The following is a 23,394-nucleotide window of genomic DNA, read 5'->3' as shown; positions in this document are numbered from 1 at the left end:
CAGTGTCCGATTCTTGCCCGCTCGGAGCGGCGTCGGTAAGACTGGAAAGGTTGAACCGGCCCTTTCCAATGACCGGCCAGCAGTCACCAGCGAGTGCGACTAGTTGTCAGCGGGTATGACCCGAGCGTGCGCTGTGTCGAATAACCCGAGACGAAAGCTGAGGCGGCGAGAATGATCCGGGACCCAGGTCGCCGCCATGGATGACGACACCGTCGAGATTCCCAAAATCACCGAAACTCGCCAGCCAAGACACCGACGAGCCGGACCGAACCCACATCGCGGCCGCAGAGCGGCAAAAATGGCGATGCGAGTGCTCACGTCGATTGCCGCGCTCGCCGTCCTGTCCGGCACCGGATTCGCCTGGTCGGCCAAGACCGAATTCGATAACGGCTTCACCCACACCGACGCGATCGGCAAGGACGCGCCCCGCTCACTCGGCGGCGATCTGAATATCCTGCTGATCGGCCTGGATACCCGCAAAGACCTGGACGGCAAGGATTTGCCCAAGGAGATCCTGGACCAGTTGCATGCGGGCGATGGCGACAACGGCGGCTACAACGCGAATTCACTCATCCTGCTGCACATTCCCGCGGATATGCACAAAATCGTCGCCTTCTCCATTCCACGCGACGACTATGTCGCGGTTTCCGGCATTCCGGGCTACGACCACGCCAAGATCAAGGAGGCCTACGGGCTGAAGAAGGCCGCCACCGAGACCAAACTGGAAAATTCGGGCATGAAGGACAAGGTGGCCTTGGAACGCGCGGGCCGCGAGGCGGGGCGAGCATCCATTGTCCAGACGGTGCGCAATCTGGTCGGCGTCCCGATCGACCGCTTCGCCGAAATCTCGCTCGTGGGCTTCTACGACCTGGCCGATAAGCTCGGCGGCGTCGATGTCTGCCTCAACCACGCGGTCAACGACAGCTACTACTCCGGCGCCGTCTTCCCCGCGGGCCCGCAGCACCTCGACGCCGCCAATGCGCTCTCGTTCGTGCGCCAACGCCACGGATTGGAGAACGGCGACCTCGACCGCACACACCGCCAGCAGGCCTTCCTGACCTCGGTCGCCAAATCGCTGAAGGACACCGGCACGCTGACCAACTTCAGCAAGCTCTCCGGTCTGATGGACGTGGCGCACCGCGATATCGTGCTGTCCGACGGCTGGAACCTGCTCGACTTCGCCCGCGACCTCGGCTCGGCGGGCTCGATCTCGGTCGAATTCCGGACACTGCCGGTGCTGCGCTACGACGTTATCGACGGTCAGGACGTCAATATCGTCGATCCGGCGGCCATCAAGAAGGAAGTGCGCGCGGCCTTCGGCATCGAAACCACCCCGACCACCTCGACACGTACCCCGACCAGCATCGTCGATGTCCGCAATGCGAGCGGATACACAGGCCGGGCCAACCAACTCTCCACCGCTTTCACCAGGCGTGGCTATACGGCGGGCACAGTGGACACCGTTACCACCCGTGCCACCTCCACCATCGCCTACGGCACCGGCGCCGAGACCGATGCCGCGCAGCTGGGCGACATCCTCGGCCTCACCGCGACCGCATCGCCGAATGTCGAGCCCGGCCACATCACCGTGGTCATCGGGACCGATTTCACCATGCCTGCCGAACTCCGGCCGACCACCAGCGCGACCCCGACCACTACCTCCGCCGAGCCCGCGCCCGATGCGGGCAAGCCCGTCGCGACCACGATCGGCAGCAGTGTGCCCTGCGTCAACTGAGCTCGGAAGTTCGCGCAGGTCACACCCGCGGCGGCGAAATGGGCCCGAAATGACCGGTAAACTACGGCACGGGCCAGTACGTCGTAGGTGCGCCGCAGGGAACGCACGGCGAAACACAGGAGAGTCATGTCGAGTCGCCGCTTCCGGTGGAGAACAGCTGCGGGTTTTGCTTTGGTGATGACGTTGCTCGTCGCCGGATGTTCGTCCAAGTCGGAAGCTCCCACTACCCAGGCCGGACCACCGCCGCCCGCGATCGTCATCACGCCCGGCGGTGGCAATAATGTCGATCCGCTCGCGCCGGTCGTGGTGACCGCGAACGACGGCATGCTGACCTCGGTGAAACTGACCAATGAGGCGGGCCGTTCGATCGAGGGCATCTACACCCCGGACAAGACGGCGTGGAAGCCCGTCGATCCACTCGGCTACGGGCACACCTACACGATCAGCGCCGAAAGCCTCACCATCACCGGCCGAGTCGGACCGATCACCTCGACCTTCAGCACGCTCGCGCCGAACAACCAGACCAAGGTCTACATGACAACCACCGGCGGCCAACCGCTGACGGACGGCGGCACCTTCGGTGTCGGCACCGTCGTGGTCGCGCATTTCGATGAGGATGTCCCGGATAAGGCCGTTGCCGAGAAGCGGCTCTCGGTGACGACCAACCCGCCGGTCGACGGTTCCTGGTACTGGCTCGACAAGCGCAACGCGCACTGGCGGCCGCAGCACTACTACGCGCCGGGCACCAAAGTGACCGCCACGGCGAACATCTACGGCGCGGACCTCGGCGGTGGTCTCTACGGCCAGGAGGACACCAAGACCACCTTCACCATCGGCCCGTCGCATGTCTCCATTGCCGACGACAACACCAAACAGGTACAGGTTTTCGAGAACGGCAATCTGATCCGCACCATGCCCACCTCCATGGGTAGAGGTGGCAGCGAGGTCATCGCGGGTAAGACGCTGAGCTTCTGGACCCAGCCGGGCATCTACACCGTGATGGACAAGGGCAATCCGGTGATCATGGACTCCTCCACCTACGGCCTGCCGGTCAACTCCCGGCTCGGCTACAAGGAGGCCATCGGCTGGGCCACCCGCATCAGCACCGACGGCATCTACCTGCACCAGCTCGATTCCACGGTCTGGGCGCAGGGCAGCCAGAACCTCTCGCACGGCTGCTTGAACCTGAGCGCCGCGAATGCCCAGTGGTTCTACAACTTTTCGATTCCGGGCGATGTGGTCGAGGTCCGCAATACCGGCGGCGCACCGCTCGAGGTCTGGCAGAACGGCGACTGGGGCGTGCCGTGGGACGAGTGGCTCGAGGGCAGCGCGCTGCGCTGAGTCATTGTGGGCCGGACCGGAATTTCCGGACGAAAGTTCTCGGTGTGGCAGAATCGTCGGCATTATGACCGTCTTGACCAGCGCTTCTCCGGACCGATTACCCCGAGGGCCGCATCGCTTGACCCGGGACGAAGTCGTGACGTCACAGCGTGAGCGGCTATATCTCGCCGCTTTGGAAGCGGTCGCCGAGCTCGGCTACGGCCCGACCACGATCACCGATATCGTCGGGCGGGCCCGGGTGGCCCGGCGCACGTTCTACGGATTGTTCGAGAGCAAAGAGGAATGCTTCACCGCCGCTTTCGATTTCGCGGTCGAGACGATCACCCGCGAGCTCGACCGGGTGGTCACCGAATCCGGCGCCGACACCTTCGACGAGTTGGTGCGCACCACGCTGGAGACCTACCTCGAGTTCCTCGCGGCCGAGCCCGCCGCCGCACGGGCGCTGCATATCGAAACCCTCGCCGCCGGACCGGGACTCATTGCGCGGCGGGCCCGCACGCATCGGATGTTCGGCTACCGAATGATCGCGGCGGCCCGAATCGGTGTGCGCGCGGGCGAACTTCGCACCGAACCCGATCCGGGACTCCTCGACGTGCTGCTCGGCGGTATCGACGATCGCGTCCGCGCCACCCTCATCGATTCCGGCCCGCACAACCTACCGGCGCTGGCTCCCACCCTCACCCACGCCGCCCTACTCCTACTCGGTTCCGGCCCCGGCCCGACCACCATCTCGCCGAAGGAAGTCGAAAGGCGGCCCGAGCCCACTCCGTGAGCGACCATTCGACTACCGTCACCACGGCGCGGACGGGAGCTACCAGCCAGGGGTGCCGTCGACCGGAATGTTCAGCCAGCTGGGCTGGTTCGGGTCCAGCTCGATGTGTTGGGGGCGCAGGCCGCTCTCATTCAGCAAGGGGCGCAAGGGAAGACTGCTCGGGAAGTTTCCGGCGTAGATGTCGACGCGCAGCCGGTGCCCCGGTTGCAGTACGCCGTCGGTGGCGAACATGCCGATATCGATGACCGTCGGCAGGCCGGGCACGATCGGTTCGCGGGTGTCCAGGGTCAGGTAGGGGTAGGGGTCGGTGTAGTCGCCGTTGGCCGAGCGGGTGGCCTTGCTCTCGTCGACCGCGCGCAGGGATGCGGTGCGCTGGCCGTGTGTCCATTGGGTCGAACGTCCGTCCGGCGCAACATCGTTCAATGTCACGGTCCAGTAGCCGTCGGTCGCGTCCAGGACCGTATTGAGGTGTATCGCGATCGGGCCGGAGATCTGCGTCGGCACGGCGACCGGCGCGCTGGTGAAGGTCAGACCGTTCGTCTCGGCGATCCGCGAATCCTTGGTGCAGATATCCGGTAGCGGCAGGATGCCCGCCGTACCCTGCGCACCGTCGCGCGAGCAGAGCGTGGTCAGGCCGGGCGCGATGGTAACCCGCGCGGGTCCACCGGGCTGCGCGGTGAGGCTGCCGTCGTAGGCGCTGCCCGGCGCGGTGCCGGAGGCCGCCGCGTTCAAATACATACGGCGGTAATCCATATCGGGCCGCGGGAAGGCCGAGGTGTGGGTCCAGCCGCCGCCCTGCTGCCACAGGGTGACCTGGTCGTAGTCATCGATGCCGTTATCGATGCCCTTGAGCCACTTGTCGAACCACGCGCGCTGCAATACGTCCAGGGCCGCCGGTCCGTCGGCGTCACCCATGCCCGCGCCGGTGGTGATGTGATAGTTGTTGTCCATCACCAGTTTCTTCTGGCTGTCCGGCACATTGATCGCGTTATAGACCCGCGGCGAGGAGTAGGCGAAAATGTCCTGCCAGCCGCCGTAGACGAAGGTCGGCACGTCGATGCGGTCGGGATGTCCGATCCAGGCCGTACGCAACGGACTTCCATCGTCGAGCACCGAATACATTTCGGGCGGAATCTGATCCATGCTCTGGGTGCCCAGCGCCATGATGATCATATTGAAGAAGGTGAACGGGTCGCGGACGCGGTCCGCCAGCCAGGTCCAGTCGAATTTGCCTGCCAGCATGGACACTACATCGGGAATCAGCTTCGAGCCGTCGACGGCGAGCAGCCATTCCGGGATGAACCCGATGCCGAGTGCGCCACCGGGCGCGGCCACGTCGCGAATCAGATCGCTGCCCGGCACGATCGGGAAGATCGCCTGCAGCGCAGCGGGTCTGCGCTCCGCGGTCTGCAACTGATTGATGGCCGAGTAGGAGATGCCGCTCATGCCGATCTTGCCATTGGACCAGGGCTGCGCCGCGGCCCAGTCCACCACCTCGACGCCGTCCTGCTGCTCGCGGTCCCCGAACACCTGCCAGATACCCTCGGAGAAGCCGGTGCCGCGCACGTCCACCACGACCTGGGTGTAGCCGCTCTGCACCAGTTTGCGATCCACGGCGAAGGTGCGCGCGGTGCCACCCGCCAATGCCTGTGCCAGATCGCTGATTCCACTCAGGCCGTAGGCGGAGAGATCGAAGCCGTGCAATGCCTGCATCAGCGGCTCCGCCAGGCCCGGAATGGCGAGCACGGAGTCGGCGATATTCGCCACCAGCTTGGTATAGGGCGTGAGGTTCACGATGGTCGGCGTCGGCTCGACGATCGGGCGGCCCGAAGCATCGGCCGGGTGGTACACGTTCGCCTTCAACACCGTGCCGTCACTCATGGTGATCGGGATGTCCCAGTCGATATAGACGTTCGGAAACTGTTGCGGCCCTGCGTGCGTCGCGGTGAATTGCGCATCCAGGCCCAGCGTGGCCTGGGTCGGCGCGGCCGCGACAACGGCTCCGGCAAACACGGTGAAGGTGGCTATCGCGGCAGCCACTGCCTTAATCGGACGTCGACGTCGGATCATGTTCGCCAAACCCTCCCGGCAATGAGGAACTACCCCGTTCCCATCATCGAGTGGGTACAGTAACGTGCATCACCGTTGGTGCGCAACCACGACTCGCGACAACGCTCTGTGCAGCACACCTCCGGCTATGAACCACATTTAAGTTGCCAGGCATTCTCCCTGATTCGATTGTGCCGCAAGCGAACCGCCGCACCCTTGCCCCCAACTCCTTCTTCAGGGCTTCTTCGTTTCAGCGCCACTCGCCTCGCCGCCGACTCTCCCACGGCGCTCGGCACTCGTCCACGTTCCCGCGCTGATTCGCGGTGCCTGTGGCTTTCCTACACAGGATGGAACACGTGACAAGCGGATCATCTCGGCCCTGTCCTGCTGCGGCCGTATACATCTCAGTGTTGATTTCGTGCCGATGGCGAGAGCGCGGGTGTGCGATGTGCTGAGACCGCCGGTTTGTGAGACGTTGTGTCACGGCCTTCCGGTATCCCAGTCCTGCGGGCGGATGCGACGGCGATCTAGTCGGACGCTGAAGGTGCCGCCCGGCCAGGTCAGGGTGTTGGTGCCGTCCTCGTCGATGAAATAGCTGGTGCAACCGCCGGTCGACCACACCCGGGTGCCGAGCAGTTTCCGTGCGCGCGTGACCCATTCGCGCTCGGCGTGCTCGGACGGGCTGTAGCGGCGAATCCCGTTGGCCCGCATATGCTCGATCGTCCTGGCGATCAGTTTCGTGGTGGGTTCGATGGCGAGGAACTGCGAGGTGTGGGGCAGCGCGGTATTCGGTCCGGTGACCGCGAACAGATTCGGCAGTCCCGCGAATGCGATGCCGCGATAGGCGCGAAACCCATCGCGCTGGAACTTCTTTCGCGTCGAGGTTGTCGCGGTGCGAAAGTCCGGGAAGTGCGCGATGGAATCCTGGACGTGGAATCCGGTGGCCCAGACGATCGCATCGACCTCGTGCAGCGCACCATCGGCGGTGCGGATGCCGGTCGCGGTGATCTCGGTGATCTTCTCGGTGCTCAGCCGCACATTCGGGCGGGTGAACGAGCGGTAGTACTCGTCGGAGACCATCGGCCGCTTGCACCCGAAGGCGTAGTCGGGCGTGAGTTTGCGCCGCAATTCGGGATCGGGAATCTGCTTGGCCAGTACTTTGCGAACGACCCACTCGTAGATCGAAACCATTCGCGGATGGAATTCCGCGAAGTGCATGGCCTCCAGGAACAGGAAGACGAATCCGCGCGCCGCCAGCCGAATCGGCGGCACGGCACGCAGGATCTTGCGGACCGTCGGTGGAATCGGCCGGTCCAGACGCGGAATCACCCAGGCCGGAGTGCGCTGGAACGAGATCAGCTCGCCCGCCGACTTCGCCAGCGCGGGCACGATCTGCACCGCGCTCGCACCGGCACCGACCACCGCGATCCGCTTGCCCGCGGGTTCGAATGATCGGTCCCATTTGCTCGAATGCATCTGCGGCCCAGCGAAATCGGTGCGACCCGGAATTTCCGGAATCGCCTCGGCGTGCAGGGAGAAGTAGCCCATGACGACGGCGCGGGCCCGGACCAGTCTGCCGTCGCTCAGCCGCAGCACCCACTGTTCGGCCTCGTCGTCGAAATCCGCCTCGGCCACATCACTGTTCAGCCGCACATGCCGCCGCAGATCAAAGGTGTCGACGACCTGCTCGGTGTAGGCGCGCAATTCGGGCTGTGTGGCGTACACGCGGGTCCAATTCGCGTTCGGCGCGAAGGAATACGAGTACAGCACCGATGGCACGTCCACCGCGCAGCCGGGATAGACGTTATCGCGCCAGGTACCACCGACGGCGTCGGCACGTTCCAAGATGACGAAGTTGTCATTGCCGAGACGGCGTAGGTTGACCGCGACGCCGAGCCCGCTGAAGCCCGAGCCGATAATCGCCACATCGTAATTCGACATGGACGTCATCCAGCGGCTAGCTGTGTACGGCCCGGCAGGAGCAGGTCGGTGAGTTCATCGAGCGCGACATCCATGGCTCCGGTGAGGTACGACATCGGCGGCAGCTTGTCCCGCACACCGAGGACACCGAAATGCAGCGCACCCGAATAGCCGATGCAGGTGAAGTTCAGTGGATTGCCGTGCATGAGCAGCGAGATCGGGTAGATCGTCTCCAGCCGAGCACCGTTCCAATACAGCGGGTTTCGTGGTCCTGGCACATTGGAGATGCCCATGGGGTGCGAGGCCGCGGTATTGGTGAAGCCGAAGCTGAGCCCGAGGATCCACGGCAGAGTAACCGCGAGGCCGTAGCCGATGACCTCGTTCGGGGCCATCTCACCCATATGCTGTTTCGCGGCGCGGATGTAGTACTTGACCGCACTCAGCCGGTCGCGCGGATCGGCGATATCGGTGGCCAGCGCGGTGAACATCATGCCAGCGCGGGTGCCCGCGCGAGCGTCGTCCTCCGCACGCAGATCGGTGGGCACGCCCGCGGTCAACGACTCTTCGGGCAATGTGGCGTGATCGGTCAGGTAGGTGCGCAGCCCCGTGCTTACCAGATACAGCACGATGTCGTTGATCGTGCAGTCACCGGCCTTCGCCAATTGCTTGAACAGCGCGAGATCGTATCGACGCCTGGACAGATCGCGCGCACCGGTAATGGTGCCGTCGAGAATGGTTTCCGGCTGCTGATATGCCTGCTGCGCCATCGTCTTATCGCCGCGTGCAAGTCGGAAGGCATCGCGGGCGGCGGATCCGACACCGCGCAACAAGGCCAGCACGCCGGTCAATGCGGTCAGCAAGGAACGGAAAGGATTCGCCTTCTCGGCCTGCCCCGATTCGGCCGCGGGCCGGACGGTGAACAGGTCCGGCACATCGCGGGCGGCGGCATCCTCGGTGAACGTATCGGTGAACAACCGCATGGCGGACGCACCGTCGAGGAGGCTGTGATGCACCTTGAGCAGAAGTGCGAAACGGTCCTGCGCGAGCCCCTCGATGACGTGCAATTCCCATGGCGGACGGCTCATATCGAGCTGCTTCTGGTGGATCGACGCCACGAGCTCGGTCAGCTGGTCCTGGCTGCCCGGCTCCGGCAGCGTCCACTCCCGGATGTGCTCGCTGAGGTCGATATCGTCGACCTCACGCACCAGCGCCGCGACACCCGGCGGTGGGAACTTCAGCGGTCGGAAGTTCCACGGTTGCGGCAGGCTCGCCGGTGCGTCCAGTCCGGCTCGCCACTGCCGGAGGAACTGAGCCGCACCGCCCTCGGGCGCGGTGAATTCCAGCAGGAAGGCGATATGCATCGGCATATCGGCGGATTCGAGCGACAGCCAGACACCGTCGGTCGCGGTCAATCGATGCAATGACATCTACATCCTTGGATTGGTGGGTCAGGCGGGCCGTCGGCTCAGTTCGAGATCGAGATCGATGGGGATGACGGCGAAGTGGAAGCGATCTTTCGGCGCCCGCGCACCCGCGGGCAGACGCACCTCGAAGTCGCGGCAGACCATGCCGGTCACATTCTTGATCTCCAACATCGCCAACCCGCGCCCAGGACAGAACCGCGGACCTGCCCCGAATGGCGTGGAGACCTCGGGCCGATGGGTGCCGTGCCCGTTGCGCAACCAGCGATCCGGGTCGAAGCGCAGCGCGTCCTCGAAGTTGGTCTCCTGCAGGCTCGCATGCTGCACGTTGACGATCACCCAGGTGCCCGCCGGGATATGCACACCATCGATCGTGGTATCGACGGCGGCCTCGAGTCCGACGATCGGTGTCGTCGGCCGCAGCCGCATCGATTCGGCGACAACGGCTTCCAGATACGGCTGCCGGTCCAGCGCCGAGGGGATCTCGGCGACCTCGTCGCGAATCCGTTCCTGCACAGCGGGATTGCCAGCGAGGTGGTAGAGCAGCCAGGCCATGGCATTGCTGGTGGTGTCCTGACCGGCGATGAGGATGGTCAGCGCCTCGGCGAACAGTTGGTCATCGGTGAAGGAGGCGCTGCCGTCCTGCGCCAACAGGAAGGCCTCGATGAAATTGGTCGGCGCCGCAGGCAGATTCGCGCGGGCCCGGCTGATCACGCCGTTGAGATCGGTGCGCAGCGCGGCGAGCGCGCGCTCCAGCGCTCGGTCGTCCGGAAGTTTGAGGTAGCGCCAGTACGGGAGCGGGCTGTTGATCCGCCGGTTGATGAGCGGGAAGATCAGCTCCAGGTGCCGCTGGATGATGTCGCCGGACTGTTCGATGGTGTTGATGTCGTAGTCGAAGGTCAGCTTAGCGGTGACGTCCACCGTATAGCGAGTCAGATCGGCGCGAATATCCTTGGGCGACTGCCGTTCCCAACGCCGTTGCAGCCGTCCGGTGATCGTCTCCAGGGTGGAGTGGAAGCTGCGCAGATGCGAGGCATTGAAGGCGGGCATCGCCAGCTTGCGACGCAGCCGCCACGCCTCGCCCTCCAGCGAGAACAGTCCGTTCGAACCCATCTCGGCCATGACCGACTCGATCGCCGACTGCCGCCGGAAGCCACCGGGGCGATCCCGGAAGATCTCGCGGTTCAGATCGGGATCACTCACGACGACGATGTGTCGCCCCGGCATCTTCAACTGGTAGAGCGGGCCGTACTCATCGCACCACTCGTCGAACTGACGGTGCAGCAACGAGGGCCGCATCTGCGGGAGATTCCCCAGCAACGGCCACCGGCTCGGCCCGGGGAGATCATCCACGGTCCTGGCGGGCGAGATCGAGACGGACAAAGCTGGCGCCTAACGTCGAAAGAACGGGTGGTGTCTCGGCGGTCTAGAAAAAGGCGCGAGAATTTTGTCTCGGAGCACAAAGAAAGGTCCGCCGATTTTCTTCGCGAATGCGATCAGAGTCGAAAATGACGACAGCCTCCCCGCGGTCGAAACATTTGGCCAGACCATACGGACAGCCTGCTGCCAAGAATGCCGAGGCGGGCGATGACTCAGCGCGAACAATGGCGACCGTAGCCATCCCGAGCAGGCGGTGTCAACCATGACGATTCGTCATCGTTGACTTTCCGCAGGTAGAAGCAAAATAGTGAGGAACGCAACAGTACCCCATCCAGAGGTATGAATCTGAAACAAAGCCTGGTCGCTGACTGTGTTGCGAAATGCGCTATCCCCCAACGCGCGCCGACGCCGCAGCGTGCGGTCGGGGCCGCAGCGCGCAGAAAATGCCAAGGAAAACCGAAAGTTATTCGGAATTGGCGAATCGCGGCTAGACTCTGCCCGGATCGGTCGGATGTCCAGGTTCGATCCCGCCTGTGCGAGTTACTCCTGGGAGTTCAGTTCCGAATTAGTCCGGTCCTGGGTTCACAAGGAGAAACAATGCAAGTTTTCGGCTGCTGGAACCAGCTCTTCGGAAAAATGAGACCGGCGGTCGCCGCGGCGGCGATGACAGTCGCGGCGAGCGCCGCTATCACCGGGCAAGCGAGCGCCGAACCGGCCGAGGGCACCCATTATGTGGCTCTCGGTGATTCCTTCGCCGCGGGCGCGGGTGTATTTCCGCAAGCCGAGCTCGCCACCTGTTCACGGTCCGCGGTCAACTATCCGGCACTGGTCGCGCAGGAGCTCGGCGTCGCGACGTTCAAGGACGTCACCTGTGGCGGGGCCACATTGGACGATCTCACCAGCCCACAGCGCGGCATCGTCTCCGGAACCGCCGCACCGCAGTTCGATGCGCTGACACCGGACACCACCTTGGTCACAATGACCATGGGCGGCAACGACATCGGCCTGGCGAAGCAGGCCCTGCTGTGCGGAAATGCCCTGCCCGAGCCCTATGGCACGTCGTGCGCGGACACCTTCACGGCGAACGGCGTCGACACCTTCGCGGAACGGACCACGGCCCTGGCACCGGTCTACGGGGACGCGATCGATGCGATCCGCTCGCGCGCGCCCGAAGCCACGATCGTGATCGTCGGATACCCGACCGCCTCGCGCGCGGGCGCCTGCCCGGGGCAACAGCCCGCTTGGCCGCGCGACGCCGACTACCTCCAAGACGTGCTGGTCAACCTCAATACGCTGCTGCGCGACGTCTCCGCCGCCCACGGCGCGATCTTCGTCGACACGGCGACGTCCAGCATGGGACACGATATGTGCGCCGCACCCGACCAGCAGTGGATCAACGGCCTGATTCCATCGCTATCGACGCCGTCGTTCGTTCCCCTGCACCCCAACACCTTCGGTGAGCAGAACATCGCGCAGCAGGTCGTCGCCACGCTGCGGTGAGAGGCCGTAGACACGCCGAAACCGCCGCTGTCAATGGCGATTCGCTAGTCTGCGAACAATGGACGCAGCAGAGTGCACCGCATGAGACGGGCCCAGGGCCGGGCCGGTCACCAGGATCGTCGTCGAGCGATCCTGGAGGCTGCCCTCGAGGTTTTCGCCGAACGCGGCTACCAGGGCGCGACCATTGCGATCGTCGCGGAGCGGGTCGGACTCAGCCAGCAGGGCGTACTGCACTACTTCCCCAATAAGCAGACGCTGCTGGCGAATGTGCTCGCGCTGCGCGATCAGAACGATCTGGACGTCCTGCTCGCCACCGCACAGGGCCGGGCAACAACCCTGGAACTCCTGGCCGAGCTGGTCGAACGCAATGCCGAGCGGCCCGGAATCGTGCAGTCGTTCACGGTGCTCGCGGCCGAGAGCGTCACCCAGGATCATCCGGCGCGCGACTACTTCGTCGATCGATACGCGCAGGCTCGGGAAATGCTGGCGGCCTTCCTGGAGCGCGACCTGGGCGGCGATCCGCCGCGCGGCGTCTCACATCGAGATGCCGCCGTTTTGCTGATCGCGGTCTTGGACGGGTTGCAGCAGCAGTGGCTGCTATCGCCGGACGAAGTGGATATGCCCGCGCTGCTGCGCAAGTTCCTGCAATTGATCCGCCCGGACAACGGTTCGGGTTAATAACGTATCGATAACATTCCCTACCGGTTACTAGGTACATCGACCATACTTCGAGGTAGCTGCCCCGCGCGTCAGACGAACAAGGGAGTCGACCGACATGGCGAATGACCGAGCCGACCGCGAGGCAGTGGTCGAAAAGGCCTTGGCCGCACTGGATCTGGATGCCCGGTGCCGCCTGCTCGCCGGACAGGATATGTGGTCTCTGCCCGCGATTCCGGAGATCGGGCTGGCATCGGTCGTGATGTCCGACGGTCCGATCGGTGTGCGCGGTGTGCACTGGAGTCCGGAGGATACCTCGATCGCGCTGCCGAGCCCGACAGCACTGGCCGCCACCTGGGATCCGACGCTGGCCCGGCGGGCCGGGCAGCTGCTCGCGCAGGAGGCGCGGCGCAAGGGCGTGCATATGCTGCTCGCTCCGACGCTGAATCTGCATCGAAGTCCGTTGGGCGGCAGGCATTTCGAGTGCTACTCGGAGGATCCGCTGTTGACCGGTGTGATCGGCGCGTCCTATGTGACCGGGGTGCAGGAAGGTGGTGTGGCCGCGACACCGAAGCATTTCGTGGCCAATGATTCCGAGACCGACCGATTCACCGTCGATGTGCGGGTATCCCAGCGGGCGCTGCACGAGCTGTATCTGGCGCCGTTCGAGACCGTGGTCGAGCAGGCCGAGCCGTGGGCCTTGATGGCGGCATACAACAGCGTCAACGGTGTCACGATGACCGAGCACAACACATTGCAGAACGAAATCCTGCGTGCGCGATGGGGTTTCGACGGCGCTATCGTCTCGGACTGGACGGCGGCTCGCAATACCGTCGGCGCGGCGGTCGGCGGGCTCGATATCGCGATGCCCGGACCGCAGGGCGTCTTCGGGCAGGCACTCGCGGAAGCGGTTCGCGCAGGCCAGGTTTCGGCCGAAACAGTCGAGCGGAGGGTACGGCATGTGCTTCGGCTGGCCGCGCGCGTCGGCGCGTTGGCCGGGGCGCCACCGGAAATCGCGACCGAGCCCGCGACGATCAACGGCGACGCACTGGCTCGCGAGATCGCCCAACGCTCGATTGTGCTGCTGCGCAACGAGAACGGCGTCCTACCGCTCGGCAAGGTCGGCCGCATCGCGCTGATCGGGCAGACCGCCGACCAGCCGAGGGCGCTCGGCGGCGGTAGCGCGCAGGTCTTCCCGCCGCACACCGTCTCACCGCTCGAGGGTTTGCGGGCCATGCTCGATGCGGATACCGAACTGGTCTACGCCGTCGGTGCGGATCCCCGAGTCAACGTTCCCGCCGCCAAGGAGGGTTTCGATCTGCGGGTCCAACTGTACGGCGCAGCTGACCGCCTGCTCGGCGAGCATCCGCTGCCGGAGGCGACGATCGAATGGATCGGTGAATTCCCGGACGATATCGGAGTCGGGGAACTGCATCGAGTGGTTGTCACCGGCACATTCACGCCACGGGCGACAGGAACGCATACCTTGGCCATCGCGGGCGTCGGCCCGTTCCGGCTGACGGTCGGCGATATGACTTGTCTCGACGACACCATCGTCCCGGAGGGTGATCCGCTGGCCGCCTTCCTCCGCCCGCCGGAGACGCTTGTCGAGGTCGAACTCACTGCGGGACAGCAGGTTGCGGTGAACCTGACGCATACCGTGACGACGCGGCCCGAATTGCCCATTGCCTTCGAGAAGTTCTCGCTCGGCCATCAGGAACCGAATATCGACCCCGAGGCGCTCATCGAAGAAGCGGTCGCGGCGGCGGCTTCGGCCGATGTGGCCGTGGTGGTCGTCGCCACTACTCCCGAAGTGGAGAGCGAAAGCTTCGACCGCACATCGCTTTCGCTACCCGGTCGACAGGATGAGCTCGTCGCGCGGGTCGCCGCCGTCAATCCGCGCACCGTCGTCGTGGTGAATACCGGATCACCTGTGCACATGCCATGGGCCGAGGATGTCGCCGCGGTCATGCTCACCTGGTTTCCGGGGCAAGAAGGCGGTGCCGCACTGGCCGACGTGCTGATGGGACGGGCCGAACCGAGCGGACGGCTGCCCACCACCTGGCCCGCGCATGAGGACGACGCGCCGGTACTGAATGTCACGCCCACCGATGGCACCCTCGCCTACGAGGAAGATATCTACATCGGATACCGGGCGTGGCAATGTCTTTCGACCGCTCCCGCGTACTGGTTCGGGCACGGAATCGGATACACCACCTGGGACTACGAGAGCGCTGTGTTCGCTGCCGATCCGGTGGCCGACAGGGTTCTCGGCACGCTGACCGTCCGGGTTCGCAATACCGGTGATCGTCCCGGCCGCGAAACGATCCAGACGTATATCGCTCCTTCATCCCGACCGGAACGCCGACTGGCCGCCTTCGCGGTCGTCGAAGCCAAGCCGGGCGAGACGGCCGAGGCGGCGATGCCGATCCCCCGCCGAGCCGCCGAAACCTGGGATGAGGCAACCGAAACCTGGGTACTGCCCACCGCCGCATACGACCTGCTGACCGGTCGATCGGTCGCCGATATCCGGCTGACCACCGCCATCTAAGGACCGCAGGTAGGGCCGCATATCGGGCAGTGAAATAGTCACGATTTCCCGACTCGATATGCCGACCGGCGGCAGATGGCGTAGCTTTCAGCGGACCGGCCGGTTGGTGCCGGACAGCTTGCCGGGAAGCTCCGAGGAAACATGCACGGTCCCAATGAACCGGTCTCGACGGTTCTGTACTACGTCTTCTTGCTCTTCTACGGCGCACAGGATGCGTTGGGCAGGACGTTCATCCTGGACTGACCGAGCCGTCGCAGCATACCGAGCAGTCCGCGTGGCTGCTCGGATACCGTGGTGCTCGCGCCCGTCGCCACCTCGCTGATCATCACCGAGGAATAGCTCGGTCCTGCGTGACGGGTAGGGTTCGGCGTATGCAGCTCGGTCAGCCAAGTCGCACCGCTCTCGCCACCGCCTATGCGCGGGCCTACCACCAGATCGCGACTGAGCCGCGCATCTTCACCGATCCGCTGGCCATTCGAATCGCGGGCATCACGCCCGATCAACTGGCCGAGCTGGAGACCACCACGCTCCCGGACGGCGACACCGACATGCGCCGCCGACGGCGTCTGTTCCTGGCCGCCCGTGCGCGCTTCGCGGAGGACACCGTTGCCGACGCGGTGGCAACGGGCAACCGGCAGGTGGTGATTCTCGGCGCCGGACTGGACACCTTCGCCTATCGCAACCCACATCCGGACGTGCGGGTGTTCGAGGTCGATCATCCGGATACCCAGGAATGGAAGCGGCAGCGGCTCGATGCGGCGGGCATCCAACTCCCGGCTTCGATGACCTTCGCCCCGGTCGACTTCGAAAGTCAAACGCTAGCAGCAGGATTGGCGTCCGCTGGATTCGATCGGAGTCGACCGGCAGTATTCGTCTGGCTCGGCGTCATCATGTATCTGACTCGGGACGCGATCCTGGACACCCTACGGTTCGTCGCGGGCCAGGCGATACCCGTACGGCTGGTCTTCGACTATCTCTATCCCGCTTCGGGTTCCACGCCCGAGGAGATGGGTGAGCGCACAGCGCGAGCCGATCGAGTGGCGGCCGTCGGTGAGCCTTGGCTGAGCTTCTTCACCGCGGATGACATCGCGAATGTCTTGCAGGAGACTGGGTTCGACCGAGTCGACGACCGCGACGCACCGAACCTCATCGCCGGTTACCTCGGTATCGAACCGCGACAGGGTTCCACCGTTCCGCCACATGTGCTGTGTGCCATGCGAACCCAGTAGGTCAGCAGCCGAGCTGGTCTGCCAGATCGAGGAAGTCGGTGGCATTGACGTCGAAGTCGTCGTCGAAGGAAACATCCACGTCACCGCCTTCGCCGAACTCGAGCGGCCGTGCGACGAAAGCGGTTCGGAAGCCGAGTGCGCCCGCGGCCTGAATGTCGTACTTGTGGCTGGCGACCATCATGATCTGCGACGGCTCGAGCCCGAGAAACCGTGCGGCCATGCGATACACCGTGGGGTCGGGCTTGAACGCGCCCGCCATCTCGGCGGTGAATACCGCATCCCACGGCAGGGCGGCGCGCTTCGACATATTCACCACGGCGGCGACATCCGCATTCGACAAGGTCGCGATCGTAAATTTGCTTGCGAGCCTATTCAATCCGGGCACGACATCGGGCCATGGTTCGAGTCGCTGCCAGGCGAGGGTGAGATCGGCGCGTTGGTCGGGTGACAGGTCGATGCCGTAGTCACCCAATAGGCCGTCCAGTGCGTTGGCGTAGACGGAATGGACGGTGACCCAATCGTCTCGGTCGGGCTTTGCCTTCCGCAGAGTGGCGAAGTATTCGGCACGCCAGTGGTCTACGAAACCTGGCCAATCGATGTGGCGGTATCGGGTACCACCGATGCGGCGCGCTTCGGCGCAGACGGTGGAATGAAAGTCCGTCGCCGTACCCTGCACATCGAAAAGTAATGCCCGCAACATAATTCGTACCTTTCCCTACGGGCGCTGGACCAGCAGATAGCTGCGCCGACTCGGGTGTTCGACATCCGGATGCGGTTCCCGGTCCATGCGCGCGGTAGGGACCAGTCCGGCCGCCGCCAAGGCATCGGATTCCGGGGCCGGGTCCAGGTAATGGAAGGTGAGGTCGACCTGGTGGCCCCACCAATCGGTGAGCATCTTGGCCGCACCGACCGGAAAGTCCGCATCGCTGGTGTGAAATGCGATGAGCGCGTTCCCACCCGGACGCAAAACCCGCGCGAATTCCGCATAGGCCGCCGCGCGCCGCTGCTCGTCCAAATGGATCACCGCATACAGACAGACCACCCCCGCCAGCGATTGCGACCGCACCGGCAGCGCGGTCATATCGGCCGCACCAACCGCCACCGAAGTAGTCCGCCGCGCCACTCCACACATCCCAGGCGAAAGATCCATCCCGATAACCCGCACCCCGCGAGCTATGAGGTACGCCGCGACATGCCCCGGCCCACAACCGATATCCGCGACCACGCCCCCACCCGCGAGCTCGGCAACCACCCCCAACATCCCCCGATCCAACGGCTTACCACGCAACTCATCCCCGAGCTCATCGGCATAACGCTCGGCAACCAGGTCGTAACTGTGTCGCGCGCCGATCATTCAGCCAGCGTAGTTCGGACCCGAATCCCGCGCCTGCCGTGGATCATCCGCCCCCGAAATGGGCAGCCGCAGTCCGCGCCCATGGGCGGAGAACGCCACACCCGACTGCGGCTCACGGGGTCGGTACCACCGCCGCGCAGTCGCCACGGCGCGGGACAGACCAGGCATCCGCTGGTCTGCCGTGGAGCAGGTCCGCACGCACCGGTACAGGCGCGTGCCGGGTTCACCGCACGCAGACGGCGCCAGCCGCCACGGCAGCCCGTGAAAACCGCGCCCCAGTCACCACACACGCCAGCCGCCACGGCCCGCACCGTGGCGACTGTGCGTCGGGTTCACCGCACTCGGAAAACGGTGAGCCGCCAGTCCGTTGAGCGGGTGCGGGCGATGCGGGCGGCGATGGCGAAGTGTTGGCGGCCGCGGTCGTAGGAGGCGAAGACCTCGGCGGTCGAAGGGTCGACCATCATCAGGCTCGCGCGGTAGAGCACCGCAACGCCTAGTGTGCGGCCGGGTGCGAGGTCGGCTCGGACTATCGTCCGCACCGCCGAGACCACTGCGGGGGTGGCCATTCTGGTGAGTTGGGCGACAGGGCGGCGGTGGTCGAGTATCTCGAGTGCCAGTCGCAGCGCACGCTCGACGAATTGCTGTGCCGTCGAATCCAATTCGACGACAGCAGGCAGCTCGGCATGTCCGGCGCTGACCGCCCGCCGCACACCCGGCGGGCCGGATCGTCCGGTCTGATCATTCCGCGGTAACGGCGTACGGCACGGCGACGCACGCGGCGGATCCTCGAATTCCGCACGGCCCCCGCCCGGACGGTACGGCAACAATGGCGGCTCAGTCCTCGGCGCATACGAAAGCCCCGACGGATGTCTCTCCACGCAAACCCCCAATAAGTTCGAACTACAACCCCCGAGCTCGGACCGCGCCAGCATTCCACGAATATCGCCGCAGGTAAACCACCCAAGCGACCGCTCTGGCGTACCGCAGGATCAAGATCAGGTGGCACTGGTGGCGGCGTCTTCTCCTTGACCGATGCCCGCACAGATTCCACCTGATCTTGATGCGAGTCAGATGGAGATGCGAGCCAGGGTTTGTAGGGGGTCGGTGAGGACGTCGGCGAAGGCGAGTTCGGCGGCGCCTACCAGGGGCGCGTCGTCGGCTAGGGCCGAGGTGCGCAGTCGAACGCGTTCACGCACCGCGAGCAGGCCGTTCACCGCGAGCCTGCTGCGAACCTGGGCGGCGGAGGCGAGGTAGATCTCGCGAAGCACGCCACCGAATACCACCATCGTCGGATTGAAGATATTGACCAGGTTGGCGACGCCGTACCCGAGCCAATCGCCGACCTGATGCAATGCATCTCGGGCGGTGGCATCACCGCGCGCGGCAGCATCCACGATCGCCTCCACCGCCGCACGCCCGGTGAGATCCGCCCGCCCTACCGCCGCAATCAACGCTAGTTCGCCCGCCTCGGCCTCCAGGCAGCCATGCGACCCGCACGTACACGCCCGCCCACCCGGATTGACGATCATGTGCCCCACCTCACCGCCATAGCCGCCCTCCCCACCGAGCAGCTTGCCGCCCATGATGATTCCGCCGCCGATACCGACCTCACCGTGCAGGTAGATCATGTCCGCGACCCCGATGCCGACACCGCGCTCCCGCTCGGCAAGCGCACCGAGATTGGCATTGTTACCGACCGCGACGCGCAACCCGAGACGCTCCGAAAGCAGCGCCCCGATCGGGACATCCACCCAGCCGATATTCGGCCCGTATCGAACGACCCCGTCCTCTTCACGCACCATCCCGCAGAACGCGACTCCCACACCCACGCATACGGTCTCGGGCCCGGACCGGCGAATCATGTTCTCCGCGAGGGCCGCCAGCGCACCGATCACGTCATTCGGATCGAATGTCCCACTGGGGCGGCGTGTTTCCCGCCGATCGAGAATCACTCCACCCAAGCCGACCCGAGCCACCGCGAGCCGGTCCGCCCCGACATCCAGCGCCAACCCATAGACTCGCTCCGATTCGGGCCGCACCACCAGCGACGGCCGCCCCGCCTTCCCCGTCTGTCCCGGCAGTTCCTCGGTGACCAGACCGGCCGCGGCGAGGTCGGCGGTCAGGGCCAGGATGGTGCTGCGATTGAGTCCCATCCGCTCGGCGAGCGCCGCCCGCGACATGGGCCCGCTGGAGTGGACATGGCGCAGCAGCACGGCGAGGTTCTGCCGCCGGATCTCGTCCGGGGAAGGTGCAGCTCTCATTCGGGCGAACCTCCTCCCGGTCGTCGGTCAACTTCCTGGCAACGCACGCTTGCGCGACAGCGCGTCCACTCCCGCTGCCAACAGCAGCACGAATCCTGTCACAACGAATTTGGTGCCCGCGCTGTAGCCCATCAGGCCCATTCCGTTATTGATCACCGCGACCACCGCCGCACCGAGCACCGCATCGAGCATCCGGCCGCGCCCACCGAACAGACTCGTACCGCCGATCACGGCCGCTCCGACAGCGGTCAGCAACACATCGCTGCCGCCGGTATTCGGATCGACGGAGTTGGCGCGCGATGCCGCGATCAGTCCGCCCACCGCCGCCATCGTCGAACACAGCACGAAGGCGAAGATCTTGATCCGATCGACCGGAATGCCCGCCCGCCGAGCGGCTTCCGCGCTGCCGCCGACCGCGTAGATATGTCGGCCGAACGAGGTGCGGTTGAGCACGAACGTCCAAAGCAGCAGCAGCGCAATGATCAACGGCACAACTATCGGCATGCCCTTGAGCGAGTTGATCGCCGGGTTGCGGCTGCGTTCGTCATTGAGGATCAGCACCGCAGCGCCCGCCACCACGGCGACCGCGGCGATCCGAAGTGCGATCACCGGCGCGGTCTCCCCGGTTAGACCAAGCTTGGTGCGTGCCCGCAGTTTTCGGTATTGGATGGCCGCGAATCCGGCCAGCAGCACCACGTACATGACCCAGCCGAGCCAAGGCGGCACATTCTTATTGGCGATCGACAGGATCGTCTCGTCGTGAATCGAGATATTGCGGCCGCCGTCCATGATCTTCAGCGCCACACCCTGCAATGCCAGGAATGCCGCCAATGTCACCACGAACGAAGGGATTCCGATCTTCACCACGATCGTGCCGATGGTCAGGCCGATCGCGACGCCGGTGAGCAGCGAGACGAGAACCGCCGCGTACCAAGGCCATCCCTTATCCGTGAGCAATACCGCGAGCACCGCCGCACACACACCACTGGCGAATCCGGCGGACAGATCGATCTCACCGAGCAGCAGTACGAATATCAGTCCCATGGCGATCACCGCGACGGCCGCGCCCTGGGTGAGCAGATTCGCGAAATTGCCCTGCGTCATGAACACCGGCCGCGCGATCCAGAACACCACAGACAGCACCGCCAGCGCGATAATCGACGGCAACGCACCCATATTCCCGCTGCGCACCCGTCCGACATACGAGTTGACCAGCTCGGTCACCGGCGAGGACGTGGCCTCGAACTTATCCGTAACCACGGCGCTCATACGCTTGCTCCATTTCCGAGGCCGAGACTTCCGCTACGACCGGCGGTGATCAATTCGACCACCTGCGCGTGCGTCACGTCGGCGGTGCGCACTTGGGCCGCCATCCGGCCGAGATACAGGGCGGCGATCCGATCCGAGACCGCGAAGACGTCGTTCATATTGTGCGAAATCAACACCACCGCAAGGCCTTTGTCGGCAAGTCGACGAACCAACTCGAGCACCTGCTGGGTCTGAGCGACACCCAGCGCGGCTGTCGGCTCGTCCAGGATCACCACTTTGCTGTTCCACAGCACGGCTTTCGCGATCGCCACCGTCTGGCGTTGACCACCGGACAGACTCGCCACCTGCTGTCGCACCGACTTCACCGTCCGAACCGATAAGCCCGCCAGAGTCTTTCCGGCCAGCTCCTCCATCCCGTACTCGTCGAGGACCAGGCCGTGCTTCTTCTCCCGGCCGAGGAACATGTTCTGCACGATGTCGAGGTTGTCGCAGAGCGCGAGATCCTGGTACACGATCTCGATCCCGAGATCGGCGGCGTCACGCGGACTGTGCACACGCACCGGCTTGCCCTCGAAAAGGAATTCACCCGAATCGATCGGATGAGTGCCGCCGATGCACTTGACCAGGGTGGACTTGCCCGCGCCGTTATCGCCGACCAGTGCCGTCACCTCACCCGTGTACGCGGAGAAGGCGACCTCGTGCAAGACATGGACGGGACCGAAACTCTTTTCTATCCCGCGTAATTCGATGACCGGGGTCTCCGGCATGGGTACAGCTCCTCAAGTTGGGGCGCCCCTTCCGCGGTCCCCTCATCGAATCGCGGAAGGGGCGGTGTACACGATCAGCGGACCCCGTTATCCGCGCAGAGCTTGGCGAATTCGCCGGTGCACAGCTCGGCCTTGGTGACGTAGCCGTCCGCGACAACGTCGTTCACGTTCTCCTTGAAGATCGCCTTCGGTTCCAGCAGCACCGCGGGCACTTTCGCCTTCGCTTCGGGATCGTCGACGGTGCTGGTCGCCTCGCCCTTCTCACCCTTCGCGAGCGCGATCGCCAACTTCGCGCCGGCGTCGGCCTCCTGCTTGACCGCCTTGTAGACGGTCATGCACTGATCGCCCGCGAGCACGTTCTGCAGGCCCTGGACCGTGGCATCCTGGCCGGTAACCGGGATCTGGCCGTTCAGCTTCTGCTTCTTCAGCACCGCGATCGCGGCATTGCCGAGCCCGTCGTTGGCCGCGAGCACACCGCCGAGATTCGGTGTGCCGGTGAGCATCTGCTCGAAGATGGTGCCCGCCTTGGTGTTATCCCACTCCGGCACCGCCTGATCCGGTCCCTTCGCATACTCACCGGAATCGAACTTCGGCTTCAGCACGCTGTCGTAACCATTCTTGAAAAGCGTCGCGTTGTTGTCGGTGGGACTACCGTTCAGATACGCGACGATCGGATTGACCGCCTTCTTATCGCTGAGACACTTGGCAAGCCCGTCGCCCATCAACTTGCCGACCTTCACATTGTCGAACGACACATAGAACGGCGCCCCGCCGCCGAGAGTCAGTCTGTCGTAATCGATGACGGTCACCCCCTGCGACTTCGCCTTTTGAATCACAGCCTTGCCGGTCCCGCTGTCGAGGTTGGTGATCATCAGCACCGAGGCACCTTTGGTGATCATCTGATCCGCAATGGTCTGAAAGGCGTTCTTATCGCCCTGCGCGTTCTGGATATCCGCCTTGATCCCCGCCGCGTCGAACGCGGCCTGCAGATACTTCCGATCCGCCGTCTCCCACCGTGCGGATGACTTGCTATCCGGCAGGATCACCCCGATCTTGGCGCCCCCACCGGCGTCCTTGTTGTCGTCCCCGCAGGCAGTGAGCGAGGTGAGAAGCGCGACCGATACGGCCGCAATGCCGAGGATCCCCTTACGCATGAGGGCGAGCCTTTCGTCGAACCACCGCCCGATC

General features: G+C 64.8%; 18 protein-coding genes. 7 read left to right on the top strand and 11 right to left on the bottom strand.

Annotation, left to right across the window (positions count from 1 at the left end):
• The first annotated feature begins 196 nt into the window (after window positions 1–196).
• From NA5_RS18560 to NA5_RS18550, 3 genes are all read left to right on the top strand, one after another.
• Window positions 197–1,735: an LCP family protein gene (locus NA5_RS18560; protein ID WP_062987724.1), complete on the top strand. Its 1,539-nt coding sequence runs from the start codon at window positions 197–199 to the stop codon at window positions 1,733–1,735.
• A gap of 126 nt (window positions 1,736–1,861) precedes the next feature.
• The gene (locus NA5_RS18555) at window positions 1,862–3,076 is read left to right on the top strand and encodes a L,D-transpeptidase (RefSeq protein WP_062987722.1); all 1,215 of its coding nucleotides are present in this window, start codon (window positions 1,862–1,864) and stop codon (window positions 3,074–3,076) included.
• Between the two features lie 136 nt (window positions 3,077–3,212).
• Complete coding sequence (locus NA5_RS18550; RefSeq protein WP_245672287.1) at window positions 3,213–3,848, top strand: TetR/AcrR family transcriptional regulator; 636 nt, start codon at window positions 3,213–3,215, stop codon at window positions 3,846–3,848.
• Window positions 3,849–3,887: 39 nt separating this feature from the next.
• Here NA5_RS18550 and NA5_RS18545 read toward each other — a convergent pair whose 3' ends face one another.
• The 4 genes from NA5_RS18545 to NA5_RS18530 form a co-directional block, all read right to left on the bottom strand.
• Window positions 3,888–5,918: a CocE/NonD family hydrolase gene (locus tag NA5_RS18545; RefSeq protein WP_062987718.1), complete on the bottom strand. Its 2,031-nt coding sequence runs from the start codon at window positions 5,916–5,918 to the stop codon at window positions 3,888–3,890.
• 459 nt (window positions 5,919–6,377) lie between these two features.
• Window positions 6,378–7,838: a flavin-containing monooxygenase gene (locus NA5_RS18540; protein ID WP_169811328.1), complete on the bottom strand. Its 1,461-nt coding sequence runs from the start codon at window positions 7,836–7,838 to the stop codon at window positions 6,378–6,380.
• Between the two features lie 5 nt (window positions 7,839–7,843).
• Window positions 7,844–9,244, bottom strand: a complete 1,401-nt coding sequence (locus tag NA5_RS18535) for a wax ester/triacylglycerol synthase family O-acyltransferase (protein ID WP_062987714.1) — start codon at window positions 9,242–9,244, stop codon at window positions 7,844–7,846.
• A gap of 21 nt (window positions 9,245–9,265) precedes the next feature.
• Window positions 9,266–10,591, bottom strand: coding sequence for a cytochrome P450 (locus NA5_RS18530; RefSeq protein WP_281201726.1), 1,326 nt, complete (start codon window positions 10,589–10,591; stop codon window positions 9,266–9,268).
• Window positions 10,592–11,215: 624 nt separating this feature from the next.
• Here NA5_RS18530 and NA5_RS18525 point away from each other — a divergent pair.
• From NA5_RS18525 to NA5_RS18510, 4 genes are all read left to right on the top strand, one after another.
• Window positions 11,216–12,118, top strand: a complete 903-nt coding sequence (locus NA5_RS18525) for an SGNH/GDSL hydrolase family protein (protein ID WP_157110497.1) — start codon at window positions 11,216–11,218, stop codon at window positions 12,116–12,118.
• 81 nt (window positions 12,119–12,199) lie between these two features.
• On the top strand, window positions 12,200–12,796 hold the full coding sequence (locus NA5_RS18520) for a TetR/AcrR family transcriptional regulator (RefSeq protein ID WP_062987950.1): 597 nt from the start codon (window positions 12,200–12,202) through the stop codon (window positions 12,794–12,796).
• A gap of 97 nt (window positions 12,797–12,893) precedes the next feature.
• On the top strand, window positions 12,894–15,326 hold the full coding sequence (locus NA5_RS18515; protein WP_062987710.1) for a beta-glucosidase H: 2,433 nt from the start codon (window positions 12,894–12,896) through the stop codon (window positions 15,324–15,326).
• Between the two features lie 371 nt (window positions 15,327–15,697).
• The gene (locus NA5_RS18510; RefSeq protein ID WP_062987708.1) at window positions 15,698–16,555 is read left to right on the top strand and encodes a class I SAM-dependent methyltransferase; all 858 of its coding nucleotides are present in this window, start codon (window positions 15,698–15,700) and stop codon (window positions 16,553–16,555) included.
• A gap of 1 nt (window position 16,556) precedes the next feature.
• On the opposite strand, the gene NA5_RS18505 is transcribed toward NA5_RS18510, so the two are convergent.
• The 7 genes from NA5_RS18505 to NA5_RS18475 form a co-directional block, all read right to left on the bottom strand.
• Window positions 16,557–17,255, bottom strand: coding sequence for a haloacid dehalogenase type II (locus tag NA5_RS18505; protein WP_062987706.1), 699 nt, complete (start codon window positions 17,253–17,255; stop codon window positions 16,557–16,559).
• A gap of 15 nt (window positions 17,256–17,270) precedes the next feature.
• The gene (locus tag NA5_RS18500) at window positions 17,271–17,909 is read right to left on the bottom strand and encodes a class I SAM-dependent methyltransferase (protein WP_062987704.1); all 639 of its coding nucleotides are present in this window, start codon (window positions 17,907–17,909) and stop codon (window positions 17,271–17,273) included.
• A gap of 332 nt (window positions 17,910–18,241) precedes the next feature.
• Window positions 18,242–18,619 carry an Rv3235 family protein gene (locus tag NA5_RS18495; RefSeq protein ID WP_063813486.1) on the bottom strand — a complete coding sequence of 126 codons (378 nt, stop codon included), beginning with the start codon at window positions 18,617–18,619 and terminating at the stop codon, window positions 18,242–18,244.
• A 357-nt stretch (window positions 18,620–18,976) separates the two neighbouring features.
• Complete coding sequence (locus NA5_RS18490; protein ID WP_062987700.1) at window positions 18,977–20,170, bottom strand: ROK family protein; 1,194 nt, start codon at window positions 20,168–20,170, stop codon at window positions 18,977–18,979.
• Between the two features lie 27 nt (window positions 20,171–20,197).
• On the bottom strand, window positions 20,198–21,439 hold the full coding sequence (locus tag NA5_RS18485; protein WP_062987698.1) for a sugar ABC transporter permease: 1,242 nt from the start codon (window positions 21,437–21,439) through the stop codon (window positions 20,198–20,200).
• Window positions 21,436–22,206: an ATP-binding cassette domain-containing protein gene (locus NA5_RS18480; RefSeq protein WP_062987696.1), complete on the bottom strand. Its 771-nt coding sequence runs from the start codon at window positions 22,204–22,206 to the stop codon at window positions 21,436–21,438. Before NA5_RS18480 ends, NA5_RS18485 begins: the two co-directional genes overlap by 4 nt.
• Before the next feature lie 74 nt (window positions 22,207–22,280).
• Window positions 22,281–23,360: a sugar ABC transporter substrate-binding protein gene (locus NA5_RS18475; protein WP_062987694.1), complete on the bottom strand. Its 1,080-nt coding sequence runs from the start codon at window positions 23,358–23,360 to the stop codon at window positions 22,281–22,283.
• Window positions 23,361–23,394 lie beyond the last annotated feature (34 nt).

Origin of the sequence: Nocardia anaemiae NBRC 100462 (assembly GCF_001612725.1) — a bacterium.
Lineage (GTDB): Bacteria > Actinomycetota > Actinomycetes > Mycobacteriales > Mycobacteriaceae > Nocardia > Nocardia anaemiae.
This window is presented reverse-complemented; position numbering and strand designations above follow the sequence as displayed.

Coding starts and splice junctions, on each gene's coding strand:
- NA5_RS18480 (WP_062987696.1), bottom strand. CDS start 22,206: ATGCCGGAGACCCCGGTCATCGAATTACGCGGGATAGAAAAGAGTTTC.
- NA5_RS18520 (WP_062987950.1), top strand. CDS start 12,200: ATGAGACGGGCCCAGGGCCGGGCCGGTCACCAGGATCGTCGTCGAGCG.
- NA5_RS18510 (WP_062987708.1), top strand. CDS start 15,698: ATGCAGCTCGGTCAGCCAAGTCGCACCGCTCTCGCCACCGCCTATGCG.
- NA5_RS18560 (WP_062987724.1), top strand. CDS start 197: ATGGATGACGACACCGTCGAGATTCCCAAAATCACCGAAACTCGCCAG.
- NA5_RS18555 (WP_062987722.1), top strand. CDS start 1,862: ATGTCGAGTCGCCGCTTCCGGTGGAGAACAGCTGCGGGTTTTGCTTTG.
- NA5_RS18535 (WP_062987714.1), bottom strand. CDS start 9,244: ATGTCATTGCATCGATTGACCGCGACCGACGGTGTCTGGCTGTCGCTC.
- NA5_RS18545 (WP_062987718.1), bottom strand. CDS start 5,918: ATGATCCGACGTCGACGTCCGATTAAGGCAGTGGCTGCCGCGATAGCC.
- NA5_RS18485 (WP_062987698.1), bottom strand. CDS start 21,439: ATGAGCGCCGTGGTTACGGATAAGTTCGAGGCCACGTCCTCGCCGGTG.
- NA5_RS18525 (WP_157110497.1), top strand. CDS start 11,216: ATGCAAGTTTTCGGCTGCTGGAACCAGCTCTTCGGAAAAATGAGACCG.
- NA5_RS18505 (WP_062987706.1), bottom strand. CDS start 17,255: ATGTTGCGGGCATTACTTTTCGATGTGCAGGGTACGGCGACGGACTTT.
- NA5_RS18475 (WP_062987694.1), bottom strand. CDS start 23,360: ATGCGTAAGGGGATCCTCGGCATTGCGGCCGTATCGGTCGCGCTTCTC.
- NA5_RS18515 (WP_062987710.1), top strand. CDS start 12,894: ATGGCGAATGACCGAGCCGACCGCGAGGCAGTGGTCGAAAAGGCCTTG.
- NA5_RS18540 (WP_169811328.1), bottom strand. CDS start 7,838: ATGTCGAATTACGATGTGGCGATTATCGGCTCGGGCTTCAGCGGGCTC.
- NA5_RS18490 (WP_062987700.1), bottom strand. CDS start 20,170: ATGAGAGCTGCACCTTCCCCGGACGAGATCCGGCGGCAGAACCTCGCC.
- NA5_RS18500 (WP_062987704.1), bottom strand. CDS start 17,909: ATGATCGGCGCGCGACACAGTTACGACCTGGTTGCCGAGCGTTATGCC.